The sequence below is a fragment of the Paenibacillus sp. J31R34 genome (assembly GCF_059383715.1).
The window spans coordinates 1-21,202 of sequence record NZ_JBXENU010000024.1; the positions used below are offsets into that span (position 1 = coordinate 1).

At 50.1% G+C, this 21,202-nt stretch carries 21 protein-coding genes, 7 tRNA genes and 1 rRNA gene; 3 read left to right on the plus strand and 26 right to left on the minus strand.

The features are described from left to right. Both AC50YG_RS31480 and AC50YG_RS31485 read left to right on the plus strand, forming a co-directional pair. The coding region (locus tag AC50YG_RS31480; RefSeq protein WP_494832807.1) for a hypothetical protein at positions 1-253 on the plus strand (253 nt) is incomplete at its 5' end. Positions 254-503: 250 nt separating this feature from the next. Continuing rightward, positions 504-1,070 carry a glycerol-3-phosphate responsive antiterminator gene (locus AC50YG_RS31485; protein WP_473757050.1) on the plus strand — a complete coding sequence of 189 codons (567 nt, stop codon included), beginning with the start codon at positions 504-506 and terminating at the stop codon, positions 1,068-1,070. Between the two features lie 171 nt (positions 1,071-1,241). Here the strand turns inward: AC50YG_RS31485 and trxB are convergent, their stop codons facing one another. The 18 genes from trxB to AC50YG_RS31575 form a co-directional block, all read right to left on the minus strand. Beyond that, positions 1,242-2,189: a thioredoxin-disulfide reductase gene (gene trxB / locus AC50YG_RS31490; protein ID WP_494832809.1), complete on the minus strand. Its 948-nt coding sequence runs from the start codon at positions 2,187-2,189 to the stop codon at positions 1,242-1,244. A gap of 60 nt (positions 2,190-2,249) precedes the next feature. Then, entirely contained in the window at positions 2,250-4,001 is a 1,752-nt protein-coding gene (locus AC50YG_RS31495; protein ID WP_473757052.1) for a tetratricopeptide repeat protein, read from the minus strand. Between the two features lie 224 nt (positions 4,002-4,225). Further along, positions 4,226-5,176 carry a ribose-phosphate diphosphokinase gene (locus AC50YG_RS31500; protein ID WP_338554036.1) on the minus strand — a complete coding sequence of 317 codons (951 nt, stop codon included), beginning with the start codon at positions 5,174-5,176 and terminating at the stop codon, positions 4,226-4,228. A 141-nt stretch (positions 5,177-5,317) separates the two neighbouring features. Further along, positions 5,318-6,124 (minus strand): histidinol-phosphatase HisJ, encoded by an 807-nt coding sequence (hisJ, locus tag AC50YG_RS31505; RefSeq protein ID WP_494832812.1) that lies wholly within the window; start codon positions 6,122-6,124, stop codon positions 5,318-5,320. Positions 6,125-6,190: 66 nt separating this feature from the next. Continuing rightward, the gene (hisIE, locus tag AC50YG_RS31510) at positions 6,191-6,925 is read right to left on the minus strand and encodes a bifunctional phosphoribosyl-AMP cyclohydrolase/phosphoribosyl-ATP diphosphatase HisIE (RefSeq protein ID WP_494832814.1); all 735 of its coding nucleotides are present in this window, start codon (positions 6,923-6,925) and stop codon (positions 6,191-6,193) included. Next, a complete protein-coding gene (gene hisF, locus AC50YG_RS31515) occupies positions 6,922-7,680 on the minus strand; it encodes an imidazole glycerol phosphate synthase subunit HisF (protein ID WP_494832816.1) in 759 nt (252 codons plus the stop codon). The genes hisIE and hisF overlap by 4 nt, the downstream gene beginning before the upstream one ends. A gap of 150 nt (positions 7,681-7,830) precedes the next feature. Then, positions 7,831-8,448 carry an imidazole glycerol phosphate synthase subunit HisH gene (gene hisH, locus AC50YG_RS31520; RefSeq protein ID WP_473757057.1) on the minus strand — a complete coding sequence of 206 codons (618 nt, stop codon included), beginning with the start codon at positions 8,446-8,448 and terminating at the stop codon, positions 7,831-7,833. A gap of 1 nt (position 8,449) precedes the next feature. Continuing rightward, complete coding sequence (gene hisB / locus AC50YG_RS31525) at positions 8,450-9,049, minus strand: imidazoleglycerol-phosphate dehydratase HisB (RefSeq protein WP_430160547.1); 600 nt, start codon at positions 9,047-9,049, stop codon at positions 8,450-8,452. A gap of 73 nt (positions 9,050-9,122) precedes the next feature. Continuing rightward, positions 9,123-10,400, minus strand: coding sequence for a histidinol dehydrogenase (hisD, locus tag AC50YG_RS31530; RefSeq protein ID WP_473757088.1), 1,278 nt, complete (start codon positions 10,398-10,400; stop codon positions 9,123-9,125). A 96-nt stretch (positions 10,401-10,496) separates the two neighbouring features. Beyond that, positions 10,497-11,105: an ATP phosphoribosyltransferase gene (gene hisG, locus AC50YG_RS31535; protein ID WP_341282825.1), complete on the minus strand. Its 609-nt coding sequence runs from the start codon at positions 11,103-11,105 to the stop codon at positions 10,497-10,499. A 32-nt stretch (positions 11,106-11,137) separates the two neighbouring features. Beyond that, positions 11,138-12,370: an ATP phosphoribosyltransferase regulatory subunit gene (locus AC50YG_RS31540; RefSeq protein WP_494832819.1), complete on the minus strand. Its 1,233-nt coding sequence runs from the start codon at positions 12,368-12,370 to the stop codon at positions 11,138-11,140. A gap of 256 nt (positions 12,371-12,626) precedes the next feature. Beyond that, positions 12,627-13,130: an acyltransferase gene (locus AC50YG_RS31545; protein WP_473757059.1), complete on the minus strand. Its 504-nt coding sequence runs from the start codon at positions 13,128-13,130 to the stop codon at positions 12,627-12,629. A 1-nt stretch (position 13,131) separates the two neighbouring features. Next, entirely contained in the window at positions 13,132-13,767 is a 636-nt protein-coding gene (gene ppaX / locus AC50YG_RS31550; RefSeq protein ID WP_494832831.1) for a pyrophosphatase PpaX, read from the minus strand. Positions 13,768-13,913: 146 nt separating this feature from the next. Beyond that, on the minus strand, positions 13,914-14,870 hold the full coding sequence (gene lgt / locus AC50YG_RS31555; RefSeq protein ID WP_494832821.1) for a prolipoprotein diacylglyceryl transferase: 957 nt from the start codon (positions 14,868-14,870) through the stop codon (positions 13,914-13,916). Between the two features lie 20 nt (positions 14,871-14,890). Then, complete coding sequence (gene hprK / locus AC50YG_RS31560) at positions 14,891-15,829, minus strand: HPr(Ser) kinase/phosphatase (RefSeq protein WP_473757061.1); 939 nt, start codon at positions 15,827-15,829, stop codon at positions 14,891-14,893. Positions 15,830-16,036: 207 nt separating this feature from the next. After that, positions 16,037-17,158: an ABC transporter ATP-binding protein gene (locus tag AC50YG_RS31565; protein ID WP_494832823.1), complete on the minus strand. Its 1,122-nt coding sequence runs from the start codon at positions 17,156-17,158 to the stop codon at positions 16,037-16,039. Positions 17,159-17,245: 87 nt separating this feature from the next. After that, positions 17,246-18,391 carry a PucR family transcriptional regulator gene (locus AC50YG_RS31570; protein WP_494832825.1) on the minus strand — a complete coding sequence of 382 codons (1,146 nt, stop codon included), beginning with the start codon at positions 18,389-18,391 and terminating at the stop codon, positions 17,246-17,248. A gap of 75 nt (positions 18,392-18,466) precedes the next feature. Next, complete coding sequence (locus AC50YG_RS31575) at positions 18,467-19,417, minus strand: MraY family glycosyltransferase (protein ID WP_494832827.1); 951 nt, start codon at positions 19,415-19,417, stop codon at positions 18,467-18,469. 172 nt (positions 19,418-19,589) lie between these two features. On the opposite strand from AC50YG_RS31575, the gene ssuE reads away from it, so the two are divergent. Continuing rightward, the gene (gene ssuE / locus AC50YG_RS31580; protein WP_494832829.1) at positions 19,590-20,138 is read left to right on the plus strand and encodes an NADPH-dependent FMN reductase; all 549 of its coding nucleotides are present in this window, start codon (positions 19,590-19,592) and stop codon (positions 20,136-20,138) included. A 116-nt stretch (positions 20,139-20,254) separates the two neighbouring features. On the opposite strand, the gene AC50YG_RS31585 is transcribed toward ssuE, so the two are convergent. The 8 genes from AC50YG_RS31585 to AC50YG_RS31620 all read right to left on the minus strand — a co-directional run. Further along, positions 20,255-20,330: transfer RNA gene (locus tag AC50YG_RS31585), tRNA-Lys, on the minus strand. A gap of 15 nt (positions 20,331-20,345) precedes the next feature. Next, positions 20,346-20,429, minus strand: a tRNA-Tyr gene (locus tag AC50YG_RS31590). Between the two features lie 7 nt (positions 20,430-20,436). After that, positions 20,437-20,512: transfer RNA gene (locus tag AC50YG_RS31595), tRNA-Phe, on the minus strand. A gap of 17 nt (positions 20,513-20,529) precedes the next feature. Then, positions 20,530-20,606 (minus strand) — tRNA-Asp (locus AC50YG_RS31600). Positions 20,607-20,625: 19 nt separating this feature from the next. Continuing rightward, a tRNA-Met gene (locus AC50YG_RS31605) sits at positions 20,626-20,702 on the minus strand. Between the two features lie 17 nt (positions 20,703-20,719). Beyond that, positions 20,720-20,795: transfer RNA gene (locus AC50YG_RS31610), tRNA-Val, on the minus strand. Positions 20,796-20,802: 7 nt separating this feature from the next. After that, positions 20,803-20,879: transfer RNA gene (locus tag AC50YG_RS31615), tRNA-Met, on the minus strand. A gap of 113 nt (positions 20,880-20,992) precedes the next feature. Next, positions 20,993-21,202: ribosomal RNA gene (locus AC50YG_RS31620) — 23S ribosomal RNA — on the minus strand; the annotation flags it as partial.

The window sequence follows — 21,202 nt, forward strand, 5'->3', positions numbered from 1 at the left end:
CCTTTGGCGGCGTAGCGCGTTTCATTCCGAGAAATATAGAGAAGGGATGGGACAACCATATCCTTTCCTATATTTCAAGGTGAAACGGCTGTCGCCGTCCTTTGGCGGCGTGACGCGTTTCATTCCGAGAAATATAGAGAAGGGATGGGACAACCATATCCTTTCCTATATTTCAAGCGTAAACGGCTTTGCCGTCCTCTGGCGGCAAGGCATTCGTTTCGCGATGAAATATAGAGAAAGGATAACGAAATGATATACTTTCCTATATTTCAAGGTGAAACGGCTGTCGCCGTCCTTTGGCGGCGTAGCGCGTTTCATTCCGAGAAATATAGGAAAGGATGGGAACATCACATCCTTTCCTATATTTCAAGCGTAAACAGCATGATCTCGTCCATCAGAAGGAGAAGTCCGTTTCACATCGGAACCGAAGCAGTCTATACACGCCTAGCTGGCCGCTTATTATAGATCCATAATCCACATCCGCGAGAAGGAGGTATTAGTCCTTGCCCTTTCACAACCAGCAAATATTGCCTGCTCCACGAAAAACGAAGGATTTGGAAAAGCTGATGACTTCTGACTTCTCCTATATTGTGCTGCTGGAGACGCATATCAGCCAATTGAAGAGCATTTTCGAGCTGGCGAATGCCCATGGCAAAAAAATTCTGCTCCACGCCGATTTAATCGGCGGTCTCAAAAATGACGAATACGCCGCCGAATATTTGTGCCAGATGATTCGCCCGGCCGGGCTTATTTCTACGCGCGGCGCCGTTATTAGTACAGCAAAGAAAAACGGCCTCATTGCGATACAGCGCTTGTTCCTGCTGGACACGCACGCACTGGAAAAAAGCTATGTGCTGCTGGAGCGCACGAAGCCTGACTATATTGAAGTGCTGCCAGGCGTCATGCCGCATATTATTCGTGAAGTTTTTGAACGGACGGGCATCCCGATTTTTGCCGGTGGACTGATCCGTACTGTAGCAGATGTAGAAAATGCGACTGCCGCTGGCGCTTCAGCAGTGACCACCTCGCGCAGCGAGCTGTGGACGCACTTCGCTTCTACGAACAAATAGTTTTATTCAGCAGCTCAATACCGCTCGGCTCCATTCTGCGCTATCAACATATGCTAGGACATCGTTCTCCTGCTCTGGAGTGCGGCCTGGACAAACGGGTACACAACAAATAAAATAACCCTCTGCCTTATTTATCAGGCAAAGGGTTATTTGCTCTATTTTAATCTAAGCTTACAGAGATTGGCTCCAGTCATGCGTCATGCTGCCTTCAAGGAAACGTTCGCAGTCAAGCGCCGCCATACAGCCGCTGCCGGCAGCGGTAATCGCTTGGCGATATTTGCTGTCCTGCACGTCGCCACAAGCGAAAATACCCGGAACGTTCGTCTCGGAAGTGCCTGGCTTCACTTTAATGTAACCCTGCTCATCCGTATCGATTTGTCCATTAAGGAAGGCCGTGTTCGGCGTGTGGCCAATCGCGATGAAAATACCGTGCGTCTCAATGACTTCTTCACTGCCTGTTTCATTGTTGCGTACTTTAAGACCAGTAACGCCCATTGGCCCAGCTACAACCTCAACTGGCGTGCGGTTTAGGCTCCAGTCGATTTTTTCATTTTCGCGTGCGCGGTCCTGCATGATCTTGGAAGCGCGCAGCTCATCGCGGCGATTTACAAGCTCTACATTCGTCGCAAAGCGAGTAAGGAAGCTAGCTTCCTCCATAGCGGAGTCTCCGCCGCCTACCACGATGATTTTCTTGCCGCGGAAGAAAAATCCGTCGCAAGTGGCGCAGGTGCTGACACCGCGGCCTACGTTTTCTTTTTCCCCAGGAATGCCTAGGTATTTGGCTGAAGCGCCCGTAGAAATGATAAGCGACTCGCCTACGTATTCGCCTTTGCCTTCTACTTGCAGCTTGAACGGTCTCGCGGAAGTATCCACGCTGTTTACCCAGCCTGTAATAAACTCTGCGCCGAAACGCTCCGCTTGCTTGCGCATATTAGCCATCAAGTCTGGACCCATAATGCCTTCTGGGAAGCCCGGAAAGTTCTCTACCTCCGTCGTCGTCGTCAATTGGCCGCCTGGCTCCGGTCCTTCAATAACTAGCGGCTTCATGTTTGCACGAGCCAAATAAATCGCAGCCGTCAGTCCCGCAGGACCCGTACCGATAATAATCGCTTTATACATCCTGTAACCCTCCTTAAATTTTGCCCTATCCCTATTATATTTCACAGACACGCCTGCTCGCTATTCCAACGGCTCATCTGGCGCAAATACCGAATTGATCGAACGCATCTTTTCCTTTATGCCGCACACCTGATCGATTCGCTTCGCATTTTTGCTGACCGTTGCAATGGAAGTGCCATAACGAACGGATACCTCATGATACGAAATCGTGCGCCGATGCATCTTGGCCGTCAAATATTCCAGCGCTGCGGCCCAACCTTCCACCTTGCTGAGCTTCGGAACGTCCGGATATACCCGGCTTAGAAACTCGACCCACAGCGTCATCAGATCATGCTGTTGAATTAGATCATAACGCTTGTTCATTCGCGACAGCGCAGCCTCGACAACTTCCTGCCACTTGGCTTCCCATACGGGCAGCCTTGAAGGAACACGATTCGGTTCGATGACCGTTTCCTTGCCCTCCAATATGGCCTGCAGCGGCTCCTGAACATCAATCGTACGCAGAACGAAAATCGCAATCCGCTTCAAATAGTCATCTTCGCCCGGTTCGATCAGAAACGCCTTAAGCGCATCCTTTACTTCATTGTCAGCAATCATGCCGAGCGCCTGGATGACCTGCAGCTTCGTGTTGCGATCGCCGTGGCGCAGCGCCCAGAAGAAGGAGGAGCGGACAAGCGGGTCGCGCTTCAAATGATCGGGCAGTCCATCCGAGGAGTTTTCCCAAAGCTTGAACTGCTCCTCAAACGGCAAATGATAATGGTAGCTGACCGCTGATTTGTGCTGCCCTTGCTTCACCAGCTCCAGCTGTTCCATATAATAGCGAGGAATATTCGATTTTGGATCAAGCTTTGCTGTCTGCCGCCACAGCCGCTCGGCCTCATGGAACCGCCCAATATTGCAGGCCGCTACAGCCGCATAATGATACAGGCATGGGTCCTGATTCAGATCAGGGTCCTTCAGCAAGCGAAGGAAGTGGCGGTAAGCCGCCTCGTGCTCGCCAAGAATTCCCATCGTCGTAGCCAGCTTAAATACATGCTCCTCATGAAAAGGCGCCGTCTTGCGCAGCAGCTCCACTAGTGGAGCCAAACTTTTCTCGTCCTCTGCATGCTGATAAAAGATCGCCAAATTGCACAAGGCATGCAGGTTGCCCGCATCAATATCCAGCGCCTCATGTATCGTTTCCATCGCCTTATCAAACAGGCCCATATAATAATAAGCGAGCGCCAAATTGTTGCGTGCTGCCAGAAACTCCGGCTGTGCCGCAATAATGTCCTCCAGCAGGCGAACCGCCTCGGTAAACTTGCCTTCCTCCAGCAGCGTGCGTGCCTGATCATGCTCGAATAGGCCTTCACGCGCCTTAATGCTCGTTACCCGCGTTGGACGCTCCAGCTCATAATCGAGCAATTCCATCATTTCTTCCGCTTCATCGAGGTACTGCCCATCCGCATCCTCTTCGAGATAATGCACCAGTGCCCCTTCAGCGGCTTCATATTGTTCCATGTTGGCATAGTTGTTCGCCATATAGAAATGGCATTCCGTCATCGTAGGATCAAGCTCATCGACGATCCAATGCAAAATTTTATTGGATTCCTCATAGTTGCCCATTTCCGATAAAATGCCTGCCATATTACAATGGTTAACCGGATTTTCCGGCTCATATTCCACAGCACGGCGAAAATATTTGAGTGCCTTGTCATAGTGGTATCGGTCCAACGAGCGGACAGCCCGTTCGAAAAAGAATGTGGCATCCCACTGAACAGGTATGATTTTCGTCTTTGGGTCAGCTGTGGCTGCGCGTTTCTTTCCCTTCATTGGCAAGGCACCTCCCGGAAACTTCATTTTCTACGATTATAACATAGGAACGGTCAACTCGCGCACTCAAACTAAAGGAAACGCTCCAGCATGGCCGCTACTGCCCGCGCTCCCTTGGGGCAACAGGCAAAAAGCTATGAAAATCGCGGACGTTTTAATAACCGCCCGCGATTTCATATAAGTATTTATGCTGTTTTTGGTAAGGAGTCCATAAAAAGTTCTCGCTACACGCCTGCGTTTTTGAACAGGGTGCTGATCGAACCGCCTTCAATAATGATGCGTGTTGCTTCCGCAAGCAGTGGAGCCACCGACAGCACAGTGAAACGGTCCGGACGATTGTCAGGCAGGAGAATAGAGTCGGTTACGACTACTTCTCTAATACTTGGAATATCCAAACGCTCAATAGCATTGCCGGAAAACAGAGGGTGAGTAGCGCACACGTACACATCTTCCGCGCCACGTTCCTTCAAGCTTTCGACAACATTGACAATCGTTGTGCCGGTATCAATCAGATCCTCGATAATAATCGGTGTCTGGCCTTCAACATCACCAATAACATGGGTAATCGATGATTCATTGTGTGCCGGACGCTTCTTGATCATAATCGCGAACGAAGTGTCCAAGTAGTTGGCAAGCTTCTCGGCAGTTGAAGCGCGTCCTGCATCTGGCGATACGACAACTGGGTTTTTAATATTCTTCGATTTCAAATAATCGCTGAGCAGATCAAGAGCTGTCATATGATCGACCGGAATATTAAAGAAGCCCTGAATCGCTGGTGCATGCAAGTCAATCGTAACGACGCGGGTCGCCCCAACTGTCGTCAATACGTCTGCAACCATTTTTGCGGTAATCGGTTCCCGCGGCGAGGATTTACGCTCCTGACGGGCATAACCGTAATACGGCATAATGATGTTAATGGTTTTCGCCGAAGCCCGTTTCGCCGCATCAATCATTACGAGCAGCTCCACGAAATATTCGTTGATCGGATGCGAAAACGATTGAACCAGAAATACGTCGCAGTTCCGGATGGTTTCTTCATAGTGGACATAAATTTCGCCACTCTTGAATCTGGACATCTTAATGGCGCCGAGCGTCAATCCTAAATCCGAAGCAATCTTCTGAGCTAGTTCCGGATTAGACGATCCCGAGAAAATACGCAACTTGTCGCTTAACATAATACCCTCCTGAGCGTTTAAACCAGATAAGTTTTACCTGACTAGGCTTTCAATGCGCAACGCCTGCTTGCCCTAGCTTGCGCTCTGGGCACAGCCCGTTTGCGCTTGGTCAATACCATTATACATCGAATTGCTAATAATTCAAAAATCAATCCTGACTAATTTTCGACGATCAAAGGTCGCGAGCTGCGAAAAACCGACTTCTTTCAACATCAGACGCGCTTGATCAAGGTATTGTGCCAGTCTTTCTGGCTGATGCGCGTCCGAGCCGACCGTAATGGGAATGCCCAGCTTATGCGCATATTCCAGCATTCTACGGCTAGGAAACATTTCCTCCGCTGGCGTCCGCAAGCCCGAGGCGTTCAATTCAATCGCAACGCCATGCCGCTTGACGGCTTCGAGTGCTGCATTTTCCAAATGCAGCACATCTTCCTCCGGCTTAAAGCCAAAACGCTTGATTACGTCGATATGCCCGATAAAATCATAAAGCCCTGTGGCCGCCGCCTTCTGCACCGCATCATAATACTGCTCATACACCGCCAGCCGGTTTTTGCCTTCCCAGCCATGCGTCTGGCGAAAATCGGTAATATCCCACTCGCCTAGAAAATGCACCGAGCCAATTACGTAATCGAACGGATATGCTTTAAGAATATCCTCGATCTGCCGCTCATAGCCTTCGATATAATCCCCTTCTAGGCCAACACGTATATCGATTTGATCTCTGTACTTTTCCTTAAGCGTCAAACATTCCTCGACATAACGCGGCAGCTCTTCCATCGGCATAGCCATCTCTGGATAATACGTTGCCGGATCGACATGGATTAGGGGCAGATGGTCGGACAGGCCGAGCTGATCAAGCCCCAGTTCAATGCCCTTCTGAACATATTCCTCCAGCGTGCCCACTGCATGCCCGCAGCGAACATGATGCGTGTGGTAATCGATTAGCATAAGACAGCCCCGCCTTCCCCTTTTACTGATATGAATGAAAACCGCAAAACGCGGCAACCCGCCTGGCTAGGCTTTGGACTGCTCGCGTTTCATTGCATTATTGCTCGCTGGTTTCCCGTGGCGCTGCACAAGCTCCTGCATCACATCATCGAGTGGCAGGCCTCGCTGTCTAAGCAGCACCAGCAAGTGAAAAATCAAATCGCTCGCTTCAGAGCGCAGCTCATCGTTATCCTGATTTTTCGCCGCGATAATCGCTTCGGTTGCTTCCTCGCCAACTTTTTTAAGAATTTTATCGATGCCTTTATCGAATAAATATGTCGTATATGCACCTTCTGGACGCTCCGCATGACGCTCGGCAATGACGGTTTCCAGACTTCCCAAAATGGCAAAGCGATCGCCACCTTGGTGGGCTGCACCTGCAGCTGCCCCGGTTAACGCAGAATCTACGCTGGAATTATCCTCATTTGCTTGATCCGCCAGCTCGATATCATTGAAAAAGCAGCTATAGCTTCCTGTATGGCAAGCAGGACCGACTTGATGCACACGTACCAACAGCGTATCGCCGTCGCAGTCATAGGATAAAGACTCAATGCGCTGCGTGTGGCCGCTCGTTGCGCCCTTGTTCCACAGCTCGCTGCGCGAGCGGCTCCAGAACCAGGTCGAACCCGTTTCCACCGACAGCTTGAGCGAATCCTCGTTCATATAAGCGAGCATCAGCACTTCCTTGCTCTGCGCATCCTGAACGATCGCTGGCACAAGGCCGTCTTCGCTCCACTTAATCTGCTTTAACCAGTCTGTCATCTGACCTCCACGCCCTTCTGCCGCAAATCATCCTTCACTTCGCGAATCGTCATTTCTTTGTAGTGAAAAATCGTCGCCGCCAGCGCAGCGTCCGCCTTGCCTTGATCGAAAACATCACTGAAATGCTCAATGCGGCCGGCTCCGCCCGAAGCAATAACCGGAATGCCCAGCTTGCCGGATACAGCAGAGGTCAGCGGCAGATCAAAGCCGTCCTTCGTGCCGTCTGCATCCATGCTCGTCAGCAAAATCTCGCCGGCGCCCAGCTTCTCAACCTCGCTCGCCCACTCCAGCGCTCTAATGCCTGTCGCCTGGCGGCCGCCGTGCGTATAGACTTCCCACTCGCCCCATGCAGCGTTAAATTTCGCGTCAATCGCGACAACGATGCATTGGGAGCCGAATTTGCGCGAGCCATCGCGCACGAGCGAAGGATTTTTGACTGCGGCCGTATTAATGGCGATCTTGTCCGCTCCTGCGCGCAGCAGCCGCTTCATGTCATCCACATGCGAGATGCCGCCACCAACAGTGAACGGAATCGTAATTTCGCCCGCCGTGCGCTTGACGACCTCGATCATCGTAGCCCGGCCTTCAACAGAGGCGGAAATATCGAGAAATACGAGTTCATCCGCGCCTTCGCGGTCATAGGTAGAAGCTAACTCCACCGGATCGCCAGCATCGCGCAGGTTAACGAAATTTACGCCTTTAACGACACGGCCGTCTTTGACATCGAGGCATGGAATAATGCGTTTTGCCAGCATTTTGCACGCTCCTTTATATTAAACTCATCTAGTGGTGCGACTGTTACATACAGCCTGTAGATATTCATTTTTTGTGAAAAATAACGTTTTTCGATCGATACATACATGGTGCTGGAAAGTGACCTCCAAGTGATGGAGCCAGCGACTAGGCTAGGCCTTTCCGCTGCCAGTCAATGAGAGGAAGTTTCCAAGCAGCTGCATGCCAAGCTCGCCGCTTTTTTCCGGGTGGAACTGCATGCCGTATACTTGCTCACGCCCAACGATAGCCGTTACCTGCTGATAATAATCGGTCGTAGCCAGCAGATCGCTGCCCTGCTCTGGCTTTGCATGGAAGGAGTGGACGAAATACACATGGCCCTCTTCCAGTCCTGCGAATAGCGGGCTTTGCTCCTGCTCAAAGCTTAGCTTGTTCCAGCCCATATGCGGGATTTTGTAGTCGCCTTGGAAGCGAATGACCTTGCCTGGCAGAAGACCGAGGCCCTCGTTGTCGCCGTATTCCTCGCTCGCGGTGAACAACAGCTGCATGCCGAGGCAAATGCCAAGCAGCGGCTTGCCAGAGTCGGCATATTGCTTCACAACCTCACCCAGCTTCGTCTCGCGCAAATTGCCCATCGCATCACCGAAAGCGCCGACACCTGGCAAAATCGCGCCATCCGCTGCTAAAATTTCCTGCGGATCATCCGTTACAACCGTTTCATAGCCCAGACGCTCAACCGCCTTGCTGACGCTGTGAAGGTTGCCCATGCCGTAATCGATGATCGCAATCATGCTACAGCACTCCTTTCGTCGAAGGCACTCCTTGTACGCGAGGATCAATGCTCGTCGCCTCATCCAGCGCTCGGCCAAGCGCCTTGAATACCGCTTCAATCATATGATGCGTATTTTGGCCGTAATGTACGATAACATGCAGCGTAATGCGCGCTTCTAGCGCAAGCTTCCATAGAAACTCGTGTACCAGCTCCACAGAGAAGCTGCCTACTTGGCTTGAAGGATACTCCGCGCGGTATTCGAAATGCGGGCGGTTGCTCACATCGATAATAACCTGAGCCAGCGCCTCATCCATCGGCACGAATACGCTCGCGTAACGCTTGATTCCGCGCTTGTCGCCGAGTGCTTCACGCAGCGTTTGCCCGAGGCAAATGCCGATATCCTCCACCGTGTGGTGGTCGTCGATTTCAATATCGCCTTTCGCATTGACCGTCAGGTCGAACTGGCCGTGCTTCGTGAACAAATCCAGCATATGGTTCAGGAAAGGCACATCAGTCTCAAGGTTGGCCGTTCCGCTTCCATCTACCGAAAACGCCAGCTTGATGTCTGTTTCATTTGTTTTGCGAGCTACTTCCGATACGCGTCCTGTCAATTCCGCCATTACCGATTCCTTCTTTCTCCCCGTAAAATAAATGTTCGCTTTGCTTCACATTTGCTCATCCTAGTCTTGCTCGTTACCGCCCTTCGCGCTCCAAACGAATTTGAATGGCCCGCGCATGAGCTTCAAGCCCTTCCTGCCGGGCCAATGTCATAATTTTGTCGCCATTGGCGAGCAGCGCTTCCTTGCTATAGTAGATCAAGCTTGATTTTTTTAGAAAATCATCCACATTGACCGGCGAGGAAAATCTCGCTGTCCCGTTCGTCGGGATGATGTGGTTCGGCCCGGCGAAATAATCGCCAACCGGCTCCGAGCTGTAAGGGCCGAGGAAGATTGCCCCGGCATTTTCGATCATGCCGAGCAGACTCATTGGATCGGCTGTCAGCACCTCCAGATGCTCAGGCGCCAGCTTATTCACGACGTCGATGCCCGCTTTCAGTGAATCAACCATGAGCACGGCGCCGTAGCTGTCGATAGAGGCACGCGCAATTGCTTGGCGCGGCAGCGTCGCCAGTTGGCGCTCCACCTCAGCAGCTACCGCGCTTGCGAGCTGCTCCGACGGCGTTACGAGGATGGACGACGCCATCTCGTCATGCTCCGCCTGCGACAGCAGGTCAGCGGCAATATAAGCCGGATCAGCAGATTCGTCGGCAAGCACGACGATTTCGCTCGGGCCGGCGATGCTGTCGATATCGACAGCGCCAAATACTTCGCGCTTAGCCAGCGCGATATAAATATTGCCCGGCCCGCAAATTTTATCAACGGGCGCAATCGTTTCCGTACCATGGGCGAGTGCGGCAATCGCCTGCGCTCCGCCTACGCGGTACATCTCCTTGACCCCTGATTCCGCAGCGGCCACGAGAATACCTGGATCAATGCCGTCCCGTCCGCCAGTCGACGGCGGCGTGACCATTACGATTTCCGGCACGCCAGCCACCTGGGCCGGAATAACATTCATGAGCACGGACGACGGATACGCCGCCTTGCCTCCGGGCACATAGACGCCGACCCGCTTCAGCGGGCGCAATATTTGCCCGAGCAGCGTCCCGTCCGGCTGCAGATCCATCCACGAGTTGCGCTTCTGCTTCTCGTGGAAAGACCTGATGTTGACAGCGGCCTCGCGGATCGCTGTCAGAAAAGCGGCGTCCACCTGCTCATACGCCGCATCAATTTCCGCCTGCGTCACGCGCAGCTCCGCCGCCGTCAGCTCAGCCCTGTCCAGCTTTGCCGTATAACGCAGCAAAGCGGCATCTCCTTCTTTGCGGACGTCTGCAATAATCGTCCGCACCACTTCATTTTGCTCCGGCGATCCGTATTCCACCTCGCGCTTCAAACCGAACTGCTCTGCTCGCATAATTCTCACAATCGCCAACCCCTTTCCTTTAAAGCTCTGCACCCTCTGCTTTGTGGCTCTGTTTCAACTACTTCTATAGCTTGTGCTTCCGCAATCCTAAAGCTTCGCACCAAGCGTTTCCTGCAATCTATCACAGAGGCTTTGAATCGCCTCGTTCTTCATCCGATAGCTGACGCGGTTCGCAATCAAGCGGCTCGTAATGCCGAAGATGGATTCCATCTCGACCAGGCCGTTTTCACGCAGTGTCTGCCCTGTCTCTACCATATCAACAATGCGGTCAGCGAGGCCAATAAGTGGCGCAAGCTCAATCGAGCCGTTCAGCTTAATCACCTCTACCTGCTGCCCCAACTCGCGAAAATATTGCGAAGCCACATTCGGATATTTCGTCGCTACCCGCGGATTTATAACCGGCTTCCAGTCCGGCAGTCCGATTACCGACATCCGGCACTTGGCAATGCCAAGATCCAGCAGCTCGTAAACATCTTTATTTTCCTCCATCAGCACATCCTTGCCGACGATTCCAATATCTGCGACGCCATATTCCACATAAGTAGGCACATCTACAGGCTTTGCCATTATAAACTCCATGCCTGCTTCCGGCAGCTCAATGATCAGCCTGCGCGTATCATCAAAATCACTTGGAATCGGCAGTCCCGCTTCGCGAAACAGCTTGGATGCCTGCTTGTAAATCCGGCCTTTTGGCATAGCCACCTTCAAAATCTCTCTGCCTGCTCCGCTCACTTACCATCCCCTCCAAGCATTCCATTCAATCCTTCGGTAAACAGTAAAAACTCCACATATTCTACGCCTTTGAAAATAAACCGTCCAGACGTGTTCTTCGAAAGCTCCGCTGCTTCTTCTTGCCCGATACGCTCTGTCACAACTGCCGCTCCTTGGCTTCTCAGCTGCTGCGCGATTGCCAGCGCCGCTTTGCGCTCCGTCTCATCGTAGCCAATCAGCACGCGCTCTGCCTTAACAGGCTCATCTTCATTGCCGAGCACTTCCAGTATCCGCGTCGTCTTTAGCGCAAAGCCTGTTGCTGGAGCCGGACGGCCGAATTGGGCAAGCAAATTATCGTATCTTCCGCCGCTCACTACAGGGAATCCAAGATCCGACGCATAACCTTCAAAGGTCATGCCTGTATAATAAGAGAAATCGCCGATCATCGTCAGATCGATCAGCACATGCTCGCTTAATCCGTAAGCGTCGAGCACGTCCCACATCTCGCATAAATGCTGGATAGACGCCTGTGCCGTCTCATCTGCGCTTAATTCAAGCGCCTGCTTGCATACCTCCTGGCCGCCGCGCAGCCTTAAAATCCCTTCCAGCTCGCGCTTTACAGGCTCCTCCAGCGACAGCTGACGCAGCTGCTCCCGATAGCCGACGTAATCGCGTCCCAGCAGGCACGCTTTAAGCTGCTCCTGCTCTTCCTTGCGTCCAGACAGCGATTCCTCGAACAGTCCGTTTAGGAAGCCAACATGACCAATAGCAATCTTGAAACGTTTTACGCCAGCTGCCTTCAAGGAAGCAATAGCGAGCGCCACAACCTCCGCATCCGCATCAGCCGAAGCATCGCCAACAAGCTCAACGCCCGTCTGGAAAAACTCGGCTTCCCGGCCCGCCTCTTCTTCAATTGCACGGTACACATTCGCATGGTACGACAGTCGCAGCGGGAATGGGGACTCCTTCAATAGCGAGGATACTACACGCGCAATAGGTGCTGTCATATCCGAACGCAGCACGAGCGTTGTTCCACGGTTGTTGAGCAGCTTAAACAGCTTTTGGTCAGAGGTAGAGCTTGCTACCCCTACGGTGTCGTAATATTCCATAGTTGGCGTAATGATCTGCTCATAGCCCCAGCCCTGCATACAGGCAAGAGCCGCATGCTCAATTCGGCGCAGCTTTGCAACAGCCTCCGGAAGATAATCTTTAACACCAATCGGTTTCTCAAATACTTTTGGTTTAGACATCTATTTTCACCCACAATTTACTTTAGTATGTTAACGCGTTGCCATATTAGCGATCTGCCAAAATAAAGTACCTAGACGTTATGGTAACATGAAGCTTCTGCTCCGTCAAGATTAGAGCTTTCCCGACTATTACGATTCATAATGAAGATGCCAAGGTTGAGGAAAGCTGCTACTAATACAATAGGTGCTTCCATGAACATGAATAAAGCTGATGCTCGGTAGGCCATCAGCTTTATTCACGTTGGAATTAGCAGATTTAGCTGTGATCCTCTGGGCGGCTCCCTTTTCCAATTTCCCGAATCGGGTTCCCGCCAACGAAAGCATGGGCTGGCACATCCTTGTAAACGACTGAGCCAGCGGCTACCACCGCATGATCGCCAATCGTAACACCCGGCAAAATCGTCGTGTTTGCACCAATCATAACGTTCGCCCCTATGATCACATCGCCAAGCCGGTATTCGCGAATTAAATACTCATGCGTAAGAATCGTCGTGTTGTATCCGATAATCGTATTATCCCCAACCTCAATCCGTTCCGGAAAAAAAACATCCACCATCACCATCAGCGCGAAAGCGGTATGCTGACCAACCTTCATGCCAAGCACACGGCGATAGATCATATTTTTGACCGGCAAAATCGGACAATAACGGGCCAGCTGAATAAATATGAAATTACGAACCGCCTTGAAGCTGCTGACTGTGCGATATACCTGCCAGAGCGCATTAGGCCCCTCTACCGGATAACGTTCGACATTACGCAATTTATCTCCGCTCCAATCCTGCGAAAGCGTACAGCTCCCGCATATCATCAATGACATACTGAGCGCCAGAATCTCTAAGCAGCTGTGCCCCCTTCATCGACCAGGCTACACCAACGGGCAAAGCACCAGCCGCCTCAGCGGATAAAATATCGACGGAGCTGTCGCCCAGCATCAATGTCGTCGCCGGATCTGCACCAAGCGCAGCAATCGCCATGCTGACAGGCTCTGGATGCGGCTTCGGATGTGTGACATCATCAATGGTCACAACCGTGTCAATATAGTCGCTCAAGCCGACATATTTCAAGCCGCGCTCTGTCGTCAGACGCATTTTCGTCGTTACAATGCCGATCTGAATGCCCTGTTCATGCAAATTTTTAATAACCTCTACCACATAGTCGAAAGGCTTAACGTATTCATCGTGCAGACGAAGGTTTACTTCGCGATAAGCCGCTACCAGATGCGTTACATCCTCAAGTCCAGAAAACTGCTGCATTTGCATCGTTAAAGGCTGTCCCATGCTTGGAATAATATGCTCTCTGTTGAAATCCGCCGGAACGACACCTTTCAGCGCATCCAGAAACGAGCGGATAATCAGTTCATTCGTATCAATAATGGTACCATCCAAATCAAACAGCATCGTTTTTATGTTACCTAGCACATCTGTCTCCTCCTAAATCCACTTTAATGCTTCTCTATAAGCCTTTCAAAAAGCCTTACAAAAACATAACGGCTATTGCCTTCGAGAAGGCAATAGCTCGTCTCATCTGAATTTAACTTTTACCTTTATGCTTTTGGAGCATCATCCGTTGCAATAGCCGCATGCTCCACCTTCGTGGATACGATAGGATCGGAATAATGCTCTTTGGCAGCTCCTGTTTTGCGGCGAATCACGATAAAAGCGATGGCGCCAACAATAAGCAGCAGCGCAAGCAGCTGAGAAATCCTCAGGTTGCCATAAGACGGGTCCAAATAGCCAGGCTGGAACAAAATCGTCATCGGCGACCAAAGAGCGTCCACAAGGTTTACCAGCCACGCTGGGCCATGGAAGGCCAAGCTGTCCGTACGCACCATCTCAATGTAGAAGCGGCCGAGTGAATACCAGATGAAATAGCTAGCTAGCAATTCACCCGCACGCAGGAAGCGTTGACGACGCAATACGCAAAGCAGAATGATACCTACAAGACTCCACAGCGATTCGTACAAAAAGGCCGGGTGATGGAAGACGCCATTCACATTCATTTGATTCACAATAAAATTAGGCAGATGAAGCGTATCACGCAGGAAGCTTTCCTCTACGGGACCGCCATATGCCTCCTGGTTCATGAAATTGCCCCAACGGCCAATCATTTGACCGGCAAGCAAGCCTGGCACGCACACATCGGCGAGTCTCAAGAAACTGTAGCCCTTGTAACGGAAATAGAAGAATCCGCATAGGAAGGCACCGATCAACGCACCGTAAATGGCTATGCCACCCTCCCAAATTTTAAACACATCGAGCGGGTTCTCCTTATAATCTTCCCATTTGAAGGCAACATAATATATCCGAGCACAGATAACGGCGGATGGAACGCCAAGCAGCAGCATATCCATAAAGAAATCCGGCTTAATGCCAAAGCGTTTGCCCTCTTGTATCGCCAGCAGCAAGCCTACCAGGGCAGCTGTGCCGAGAATAATGCCATACCAACGAACAGTTAGGGGACCCAGCGAAAAAGCAATCGGGTCAATTAGCGATGTAAGCATCTTTTATTAGCTCCTTCATATCAATCGTAATCATCCGCATCTTCGGCAATGGTTTCGGTCAGCTTATTAGTGAACTGCAGCGCAGCATTATAGCCCATCCGCTTCAGCCTGAAGTTCATAGCCGCAACCTCAATAATAACCGCAAGGTTACGACCTGGCCTTACAGGAACCGTTACAAGTGGAACGTCGGTATCAATGATACGCGTCTTCTCTTCATCTAGGCCCAGACGGTCATATTGTTTGTCCTGCTGCCAATTCTCAAGCCTGATGACTAATGTAATTCGCTTCTGTGTACGTACAGCACCCGCACCGAACAGCGTCATCACATTAATAATGCCCAAGCCGCGAATCTCCAGCAAATGACGGATTAATTCCGGCGCTGTGCCGTGAAGCTGGCTGTCAGACGTTTGTCTGATTTCAACTGCATCATCGGCAACGAGGCGATGCCCTCGTTTTACAAGCTCAAGCGCCGTCTCGCTCTTACCGATACCGCTGCCACCAGTGATGAGCATGCCTACCCCGTATACGTCAACCAGAACACCATGAATGGTCGCGGTAGGCGCAAGCTTTTTCTCCAGAAAATCTGTAATTCGGCTGGTCAAAATTGTAGTTGCCACATGACTGCCAAGCACAGGAATATTCGTTTTATTCGAATAAGCAATCAGCTCATCGGGCGGCTCCAGTCCGCGGGTCAAAATAATACAAGGCGTGTCTGAATGGCACAGACGCTCCATCCGCAGCCTGCGCTCCTCTGACGTCAGCGTGCTGAGAAACGTAATTTCCGTTTTCCCTAACAGCTGCACCCGCTCACTCGGAAAATAATCAAAATATCCAGCCATTTCAAGCCCAGGACGATATAGGTCATCAACCGTAATTGCACGCTTTAAGCCTTCTTCACCCGATATGATTTCCAACGAAAAATGCTGCACTAATTCTGATACTTTCACTTTCTTAGGCATAGCATGGCCTCCTTATATCACAACAGCGTATGTAAGCTAATTACCAATGACTTCATCGTATAGGAAAAAAGCGCCGAAAGCAACGTCTTCCCGCCTTCTGACGCTCAAATGAATGATACTCTTCGCAAATTTATCCTCAGTGGAATAACAAAGAGCTGTTGGACGAATCCAACAGCTCTTTTATGAAATCTATAATGGCTTTAGCAATTAGTTTTCGAAAATGTTAAGCTCGGACTCTGTATCGAACAGGTGAACTTTGTTCATGTCCAAAGCAAGTTTAACTGTCAGGCCATCACGCAGAGCGGAACGTCCGTCTACACGTGCGATAACTGTGTCTGTGCCAATACCGTTCAGGTACAGGTACATTTCGTGACCCAGGTTCTCGGCAACTTCGATCGAAGCGTTAACGATCGTGTTAGGCGAAGCTTCCAGGAATACTGGCTCTTCATGTAGATCCTCTGGACGAATACCCAAGATTACATCTTTGCCGATGTAGCCTTTGGAACGAAGTGTAGCAGCTTTGCCTTCAGGCACAACTACATCTACGCCAGTCGATTTGAAGCGAACAGTACCGCCTTGATCTGTCAATGCACCTCTAATGAAGTTCATGGAAGGAGCACCGATGAAGCCAGCAACGAAAATGTTAACTGGGTGGTTGTAAAGCACTTCTGGAGAAGCCGTTTGTTGAATAAAGCCATCTTTCATAACAACAATGCGATCACCCATCGTCATAGCTTCGATTTGGTCATGCGTTACATAGATTGTTGTTGTTTCAAGACGTTTAGTCAGCTTGGAAATTTCAGCACGCATTTGACCACGAAGTTTCGCATCCAAGTTGGAAAGCGGCTCATCCATCAAGAATACTTGCGGCTCACGAACGATCGCACGACCAAGAGCGACACGTTGACGCTGACCACCAGAAAGAGCTTTCGGTTTACGGTCAAGCAAATGCTCGATATCTAGAATTTTAGCAGCTTCACGAACACGTTTGTCGATGTCTGCTTTTTTGAATTTACGAAGTTTCAAACCAAAAGCCATGTTTTGGTATACGTTCATATGCGGGTAAAGAGCGTAAGATTGGAATACCATCGCGATATCACGATCTTTAGGAGCTACGTCATTGACAAGACGCTCACCAATAAACAATTTACCTTCGGAAATTTCTTCAAGACCTGCGATCATACGAAGAGTTGTCGATTTACCACAGCCGGATGGACCTACAAGCACTAGAAATTCTTTGTCCTTGATATCTAAGTTAACGTCAGTTACCGATGCTTTATCAGTTCCCGGATATTTTTTGTAAATGCCTTCTAAACGTACGCCTGCCATGTGAATTTCCCCCTAAAAGAAATTTTCTTATACGACTATCTTATCCCACATGCAGTCAGATGACTATGCACAAACTTTACAAAAAAACTAATGTCTTTTCGTAACTTTGTACAATAGCAATATAATTTTGACTAAGACGGCATCACGAAACTGTCGTACATCCAGCCCCGTCTCCTGTTTTAGCTTGTCCAAACGGTATAATAACGTATTGCGGTGGATATAAAGCTTCTTCGCGGTTTCGCTTACATTACAGTCTAATGAGAAGAAGGTTTCCAGTGTAGCAAGCATTTCTGCCTCTACGAAAAGCTCCGTACGTTTTAGCGATTGCTCCAAATATCGGGCCCGCTGGCTCTCTGGTATGCTATTCAGCAGACGCTCCAACTGCAAACTCCACGGAAAATGAATATTGCTGCCAACATGGAATTTCCGTCCCAAATTTATCGTTTCGCGCAGCGCAGCTGTCGTTTCTACAATACCTTTCGCCGGTCTGATCGGATGCGATACCGCCAGATGGCATTCACCGATCCATTCGCTGGCAAGCATCTCATGCAGCCCCAGACAGATGGAAGCCAAGTTATCCTCCACCGATTCTTCATCGTCGTCATCAAACAACTCCGAATCCGCTTCCTTAAGCAGCGATACCGGACCCCAAATGAGCCATTCCTGCTCCCGCAGCGGTATTAATAAAATTTCCTCGGCGAGAAAGGAACGCAGCAGCTTCTCCAGCTCCACATACGCCGCTTGCTTTGTATTCGAATATTCCGTTACTAATAAAAAAGGAATCATATCGGCAAATAGCTTGCCGCCCGCGGTCAAGTGATCCGGCATCGATTGCCCCGGCTCGCCTGATTCGAACTGCTCCTGAATCCACTCGCCAATACTGCGGGCTGTTTTCTCGCTTTCCGTCAGCTTGCCGGCCGCCTTATCATGCATTGGCATCGATTCATTCCAGCGCAGCATAAAGCTCAATAAATCCAGCGTACTCGCCTCAAAGTGGCTGCCCTCTATTTCTAAAACCTCTATTTCATGCTCCACTGCTCGGACGGCCACCCACATTTTATCCTCGCGCTGGACACGTTGTCCTTCCAAGGCGGAGCCGCGTCCTGGCTCCCCTGCCTGCTGGTAGTGATTTTTATCTGCTATATCATTCCATTCGGACAATTGCATTTTAAATAGACGAACTGGACAGTCCAAAATGCGCTCCAGCGGTTTCAACCATTCTGTCGTGCTCATTTTCTGCTATCTCCTATCGCAAGCCTCACGAATGAACGCTTTTTCTCGTCATTGTAACATATTGGGGCAGGTAATTCAGCCCATGACCAACAAAAGAATGATCGACAGCATGGAGAACAACGCAGCAATTAAATATAGAAAGGATACGGTTTGCACCTGGTTTAATCCCCACTTCATCAGCGCATGATGGGTATGCAGCTTGTCCGCATGATGCAGTCCTTTGCCACGGGCGAGCCGCCGCAGCATGACGATGGAAGTATCCATAATGGGCAAGCCCAGCGCCAGAAGCGGCACAAGCACTGTAATGAAGGTTGCTTTCTTAAATGCACCGTCCACGGCCACAACGGCGAGCGTATAACCAAGAAACGTAGCTCCTGCATCCCCCATAAAAATTCTGGCCGGATAAAAATTAAACAGGAGAAAGCCCAGGCACGCCCCTCCTACAATAGCAGCTAAAATCGCTGTTTCAGCCTGCCCTTTGACCAAGGCAGTAATAAACAGAGTGACCGCCGATAAAACACATACTCCAGATGCCAATCCATCCACCCCATCCATGAAATTAATCATGTTGATAAGTGCGAATATCCAGATCGACGTCCCAAGCCAAGCTACCCAATGCGGAAGAAAAAAGAACAGGCCCGAAGCAGGGTTCGTCACCCCTGTTATTTGAATATGGAACCAGAGCGGGAGCGTGGACACCGCGCCATAAACAAGCACTCTAGGCCAGACAGGAAAATCCCTTCCCTCCGCTTTGGCTTTATCATCTAATAATCCAACGGTGACAAGCACCGCGCCACCAGCTGCAATCGTCCAGCTTAGCGATGTCATCCCCTGAAAAGCAATAATCGTAACGGTGCATGCCACATAAATCGCAATCCCTCCAAGCAAGGGAATCGGCTGCCGATGAATTTTTCGCGCATTTGGCCGATCCATAATACCGTATTGCAAAGCGAACCTTTTCACAATGGGAACCATTACACTCACAATAGCCAAACTTATAAAAGCCGCCAACCCATACATCATCATAGACGGACCCCTTTGCATCGCTAATCAGCTTGTTTCCGCCTATTGTTCCCTAATGAGCTAAAAATCATGAACACTTTCCATAAATGTCATTGACGCCGAAAAGATTGGAATGTTAAGATTAAACAAAGTTAACTTATCGGAATAAATATACATACAATAAGGAGCGATTATCATGTCAACGATTGTCATCATTTCGGGCAGCCCGAATCCTGGTTCCCGACTAACCGGCATTACTCAATATATCGAGCAGCAGCTCATTAGCCAAAATGTAACACTCAGCCATATTACTGTCGCTTCTTTGCCAGCGGAAGATCTAATTAACGCCCGTTTCGACAGCCCTGCCATTGTGGAAGCAACAGCATTAGTAGAAGGCGCTGGGGCCGTTATTATTGCAAGTCCAGTCTACAAAGCCTCTTTCACTGGTGTTCTTAAAACATTCCTCGATCTATTGCCCCAAAAAGGTTTAGAAGGAAAAATTATTACGCCTTTCTTCATTGGAGGCTCTCTGGCCCATCTGCTGTCTATTGATTACTCCTTGAAGCCTGTACTTGCTTCCATGGGTGCCAAGCATTTTTCCAGCGGCGTCTATGCGGTTGATTCTCAAATTGCTCGTATACAATTGGACGGTGGGGCAGCTGGATTCGAGCTAAACGACGAATTAAAGCTTCGTCTCGACGCTTCCTTAACTGAACTGCTAGCCGAATTAAAGCTTCGCTCCTAATAAAAATGCATACAAAAAAGCTCGGTATTAGTGATTACACCAATACTGAGCTTTTAAATTTACATATAAACAAAAAAATTCGCAGATTATTTTCTGCAAATTGGATTTTTAAAAAATGGTGAGTCATGTAGGATTCGAACCTACGACACCCTGATTAAAAGTCAGGTGCTCTACCAGCTGAGCTAATGACTCTCGATGTGAAAGAAATGGTGGAGGGCGATGGATTCGAACCACCGAACCCGAAGGAACAGATTTACAGTCTGCCGCGTTTAGCCACTTCGCTAGCCCTCCATAAAAATGGTGGCTCGGGACGGAATCGAACCGCCGACACGAGGATTTTCAGTCCTCTGCTCTACCGACTGAGCTACCGAGCCGTATAACGAAAAGAAAATGGCGGAGCTGACGAGATTCGAACTCGCGGTCTCCTGCGTGACAGGCAGGCATGTTAGGCCTCTACACCACAGCTCCATAAATTATTGCTTAAAATTGGTTGCGGGGGCAGGATTTGAACCTGCGGCCTTCGGGTTATGAGCCCGACGAGCTACCGGGCTGCTCCACCCCGCGTCATTGTAAAACATATATGGTGGAGGCTGAGGGGATCGAACCCCCGACCCTCTGCTTGTAAGGCAGATGCTCTCCCAGCTGAGCTAAGCCTCCGAAAATATGGTAGCGGCGAAGGGGATCGAACCCCCGACCTCACGGGTATGAACCGTACGCTCTAGCCAGCTGAGCTACACCGCCACATTTTCCCGATTACTTACATTGCAGACCTCGGGATGTACTGCAATATCAACGTGAATTGCACGTTGAAAACTGGATGCGAAAGACAAAGTGTAAAACATTTAGCGTGTTGTTAGGATAAGCCCTCGACCGATTAGTATTCGTCAGCTGCACGCATTGCTGCGCTTCCACCCCGAACCTATCAACCTCGTCGTCTTCAAGGGGTCTTACTAAATTGGGAAATCTCATCTTGAGGGGGGCTTCGCGCTTAGATGCTTTCAGCGCTTATCCCGTCCGTACTTGGCTACCCAGCGGTGCTCCTGGCGGAACAACTGGTACACCAG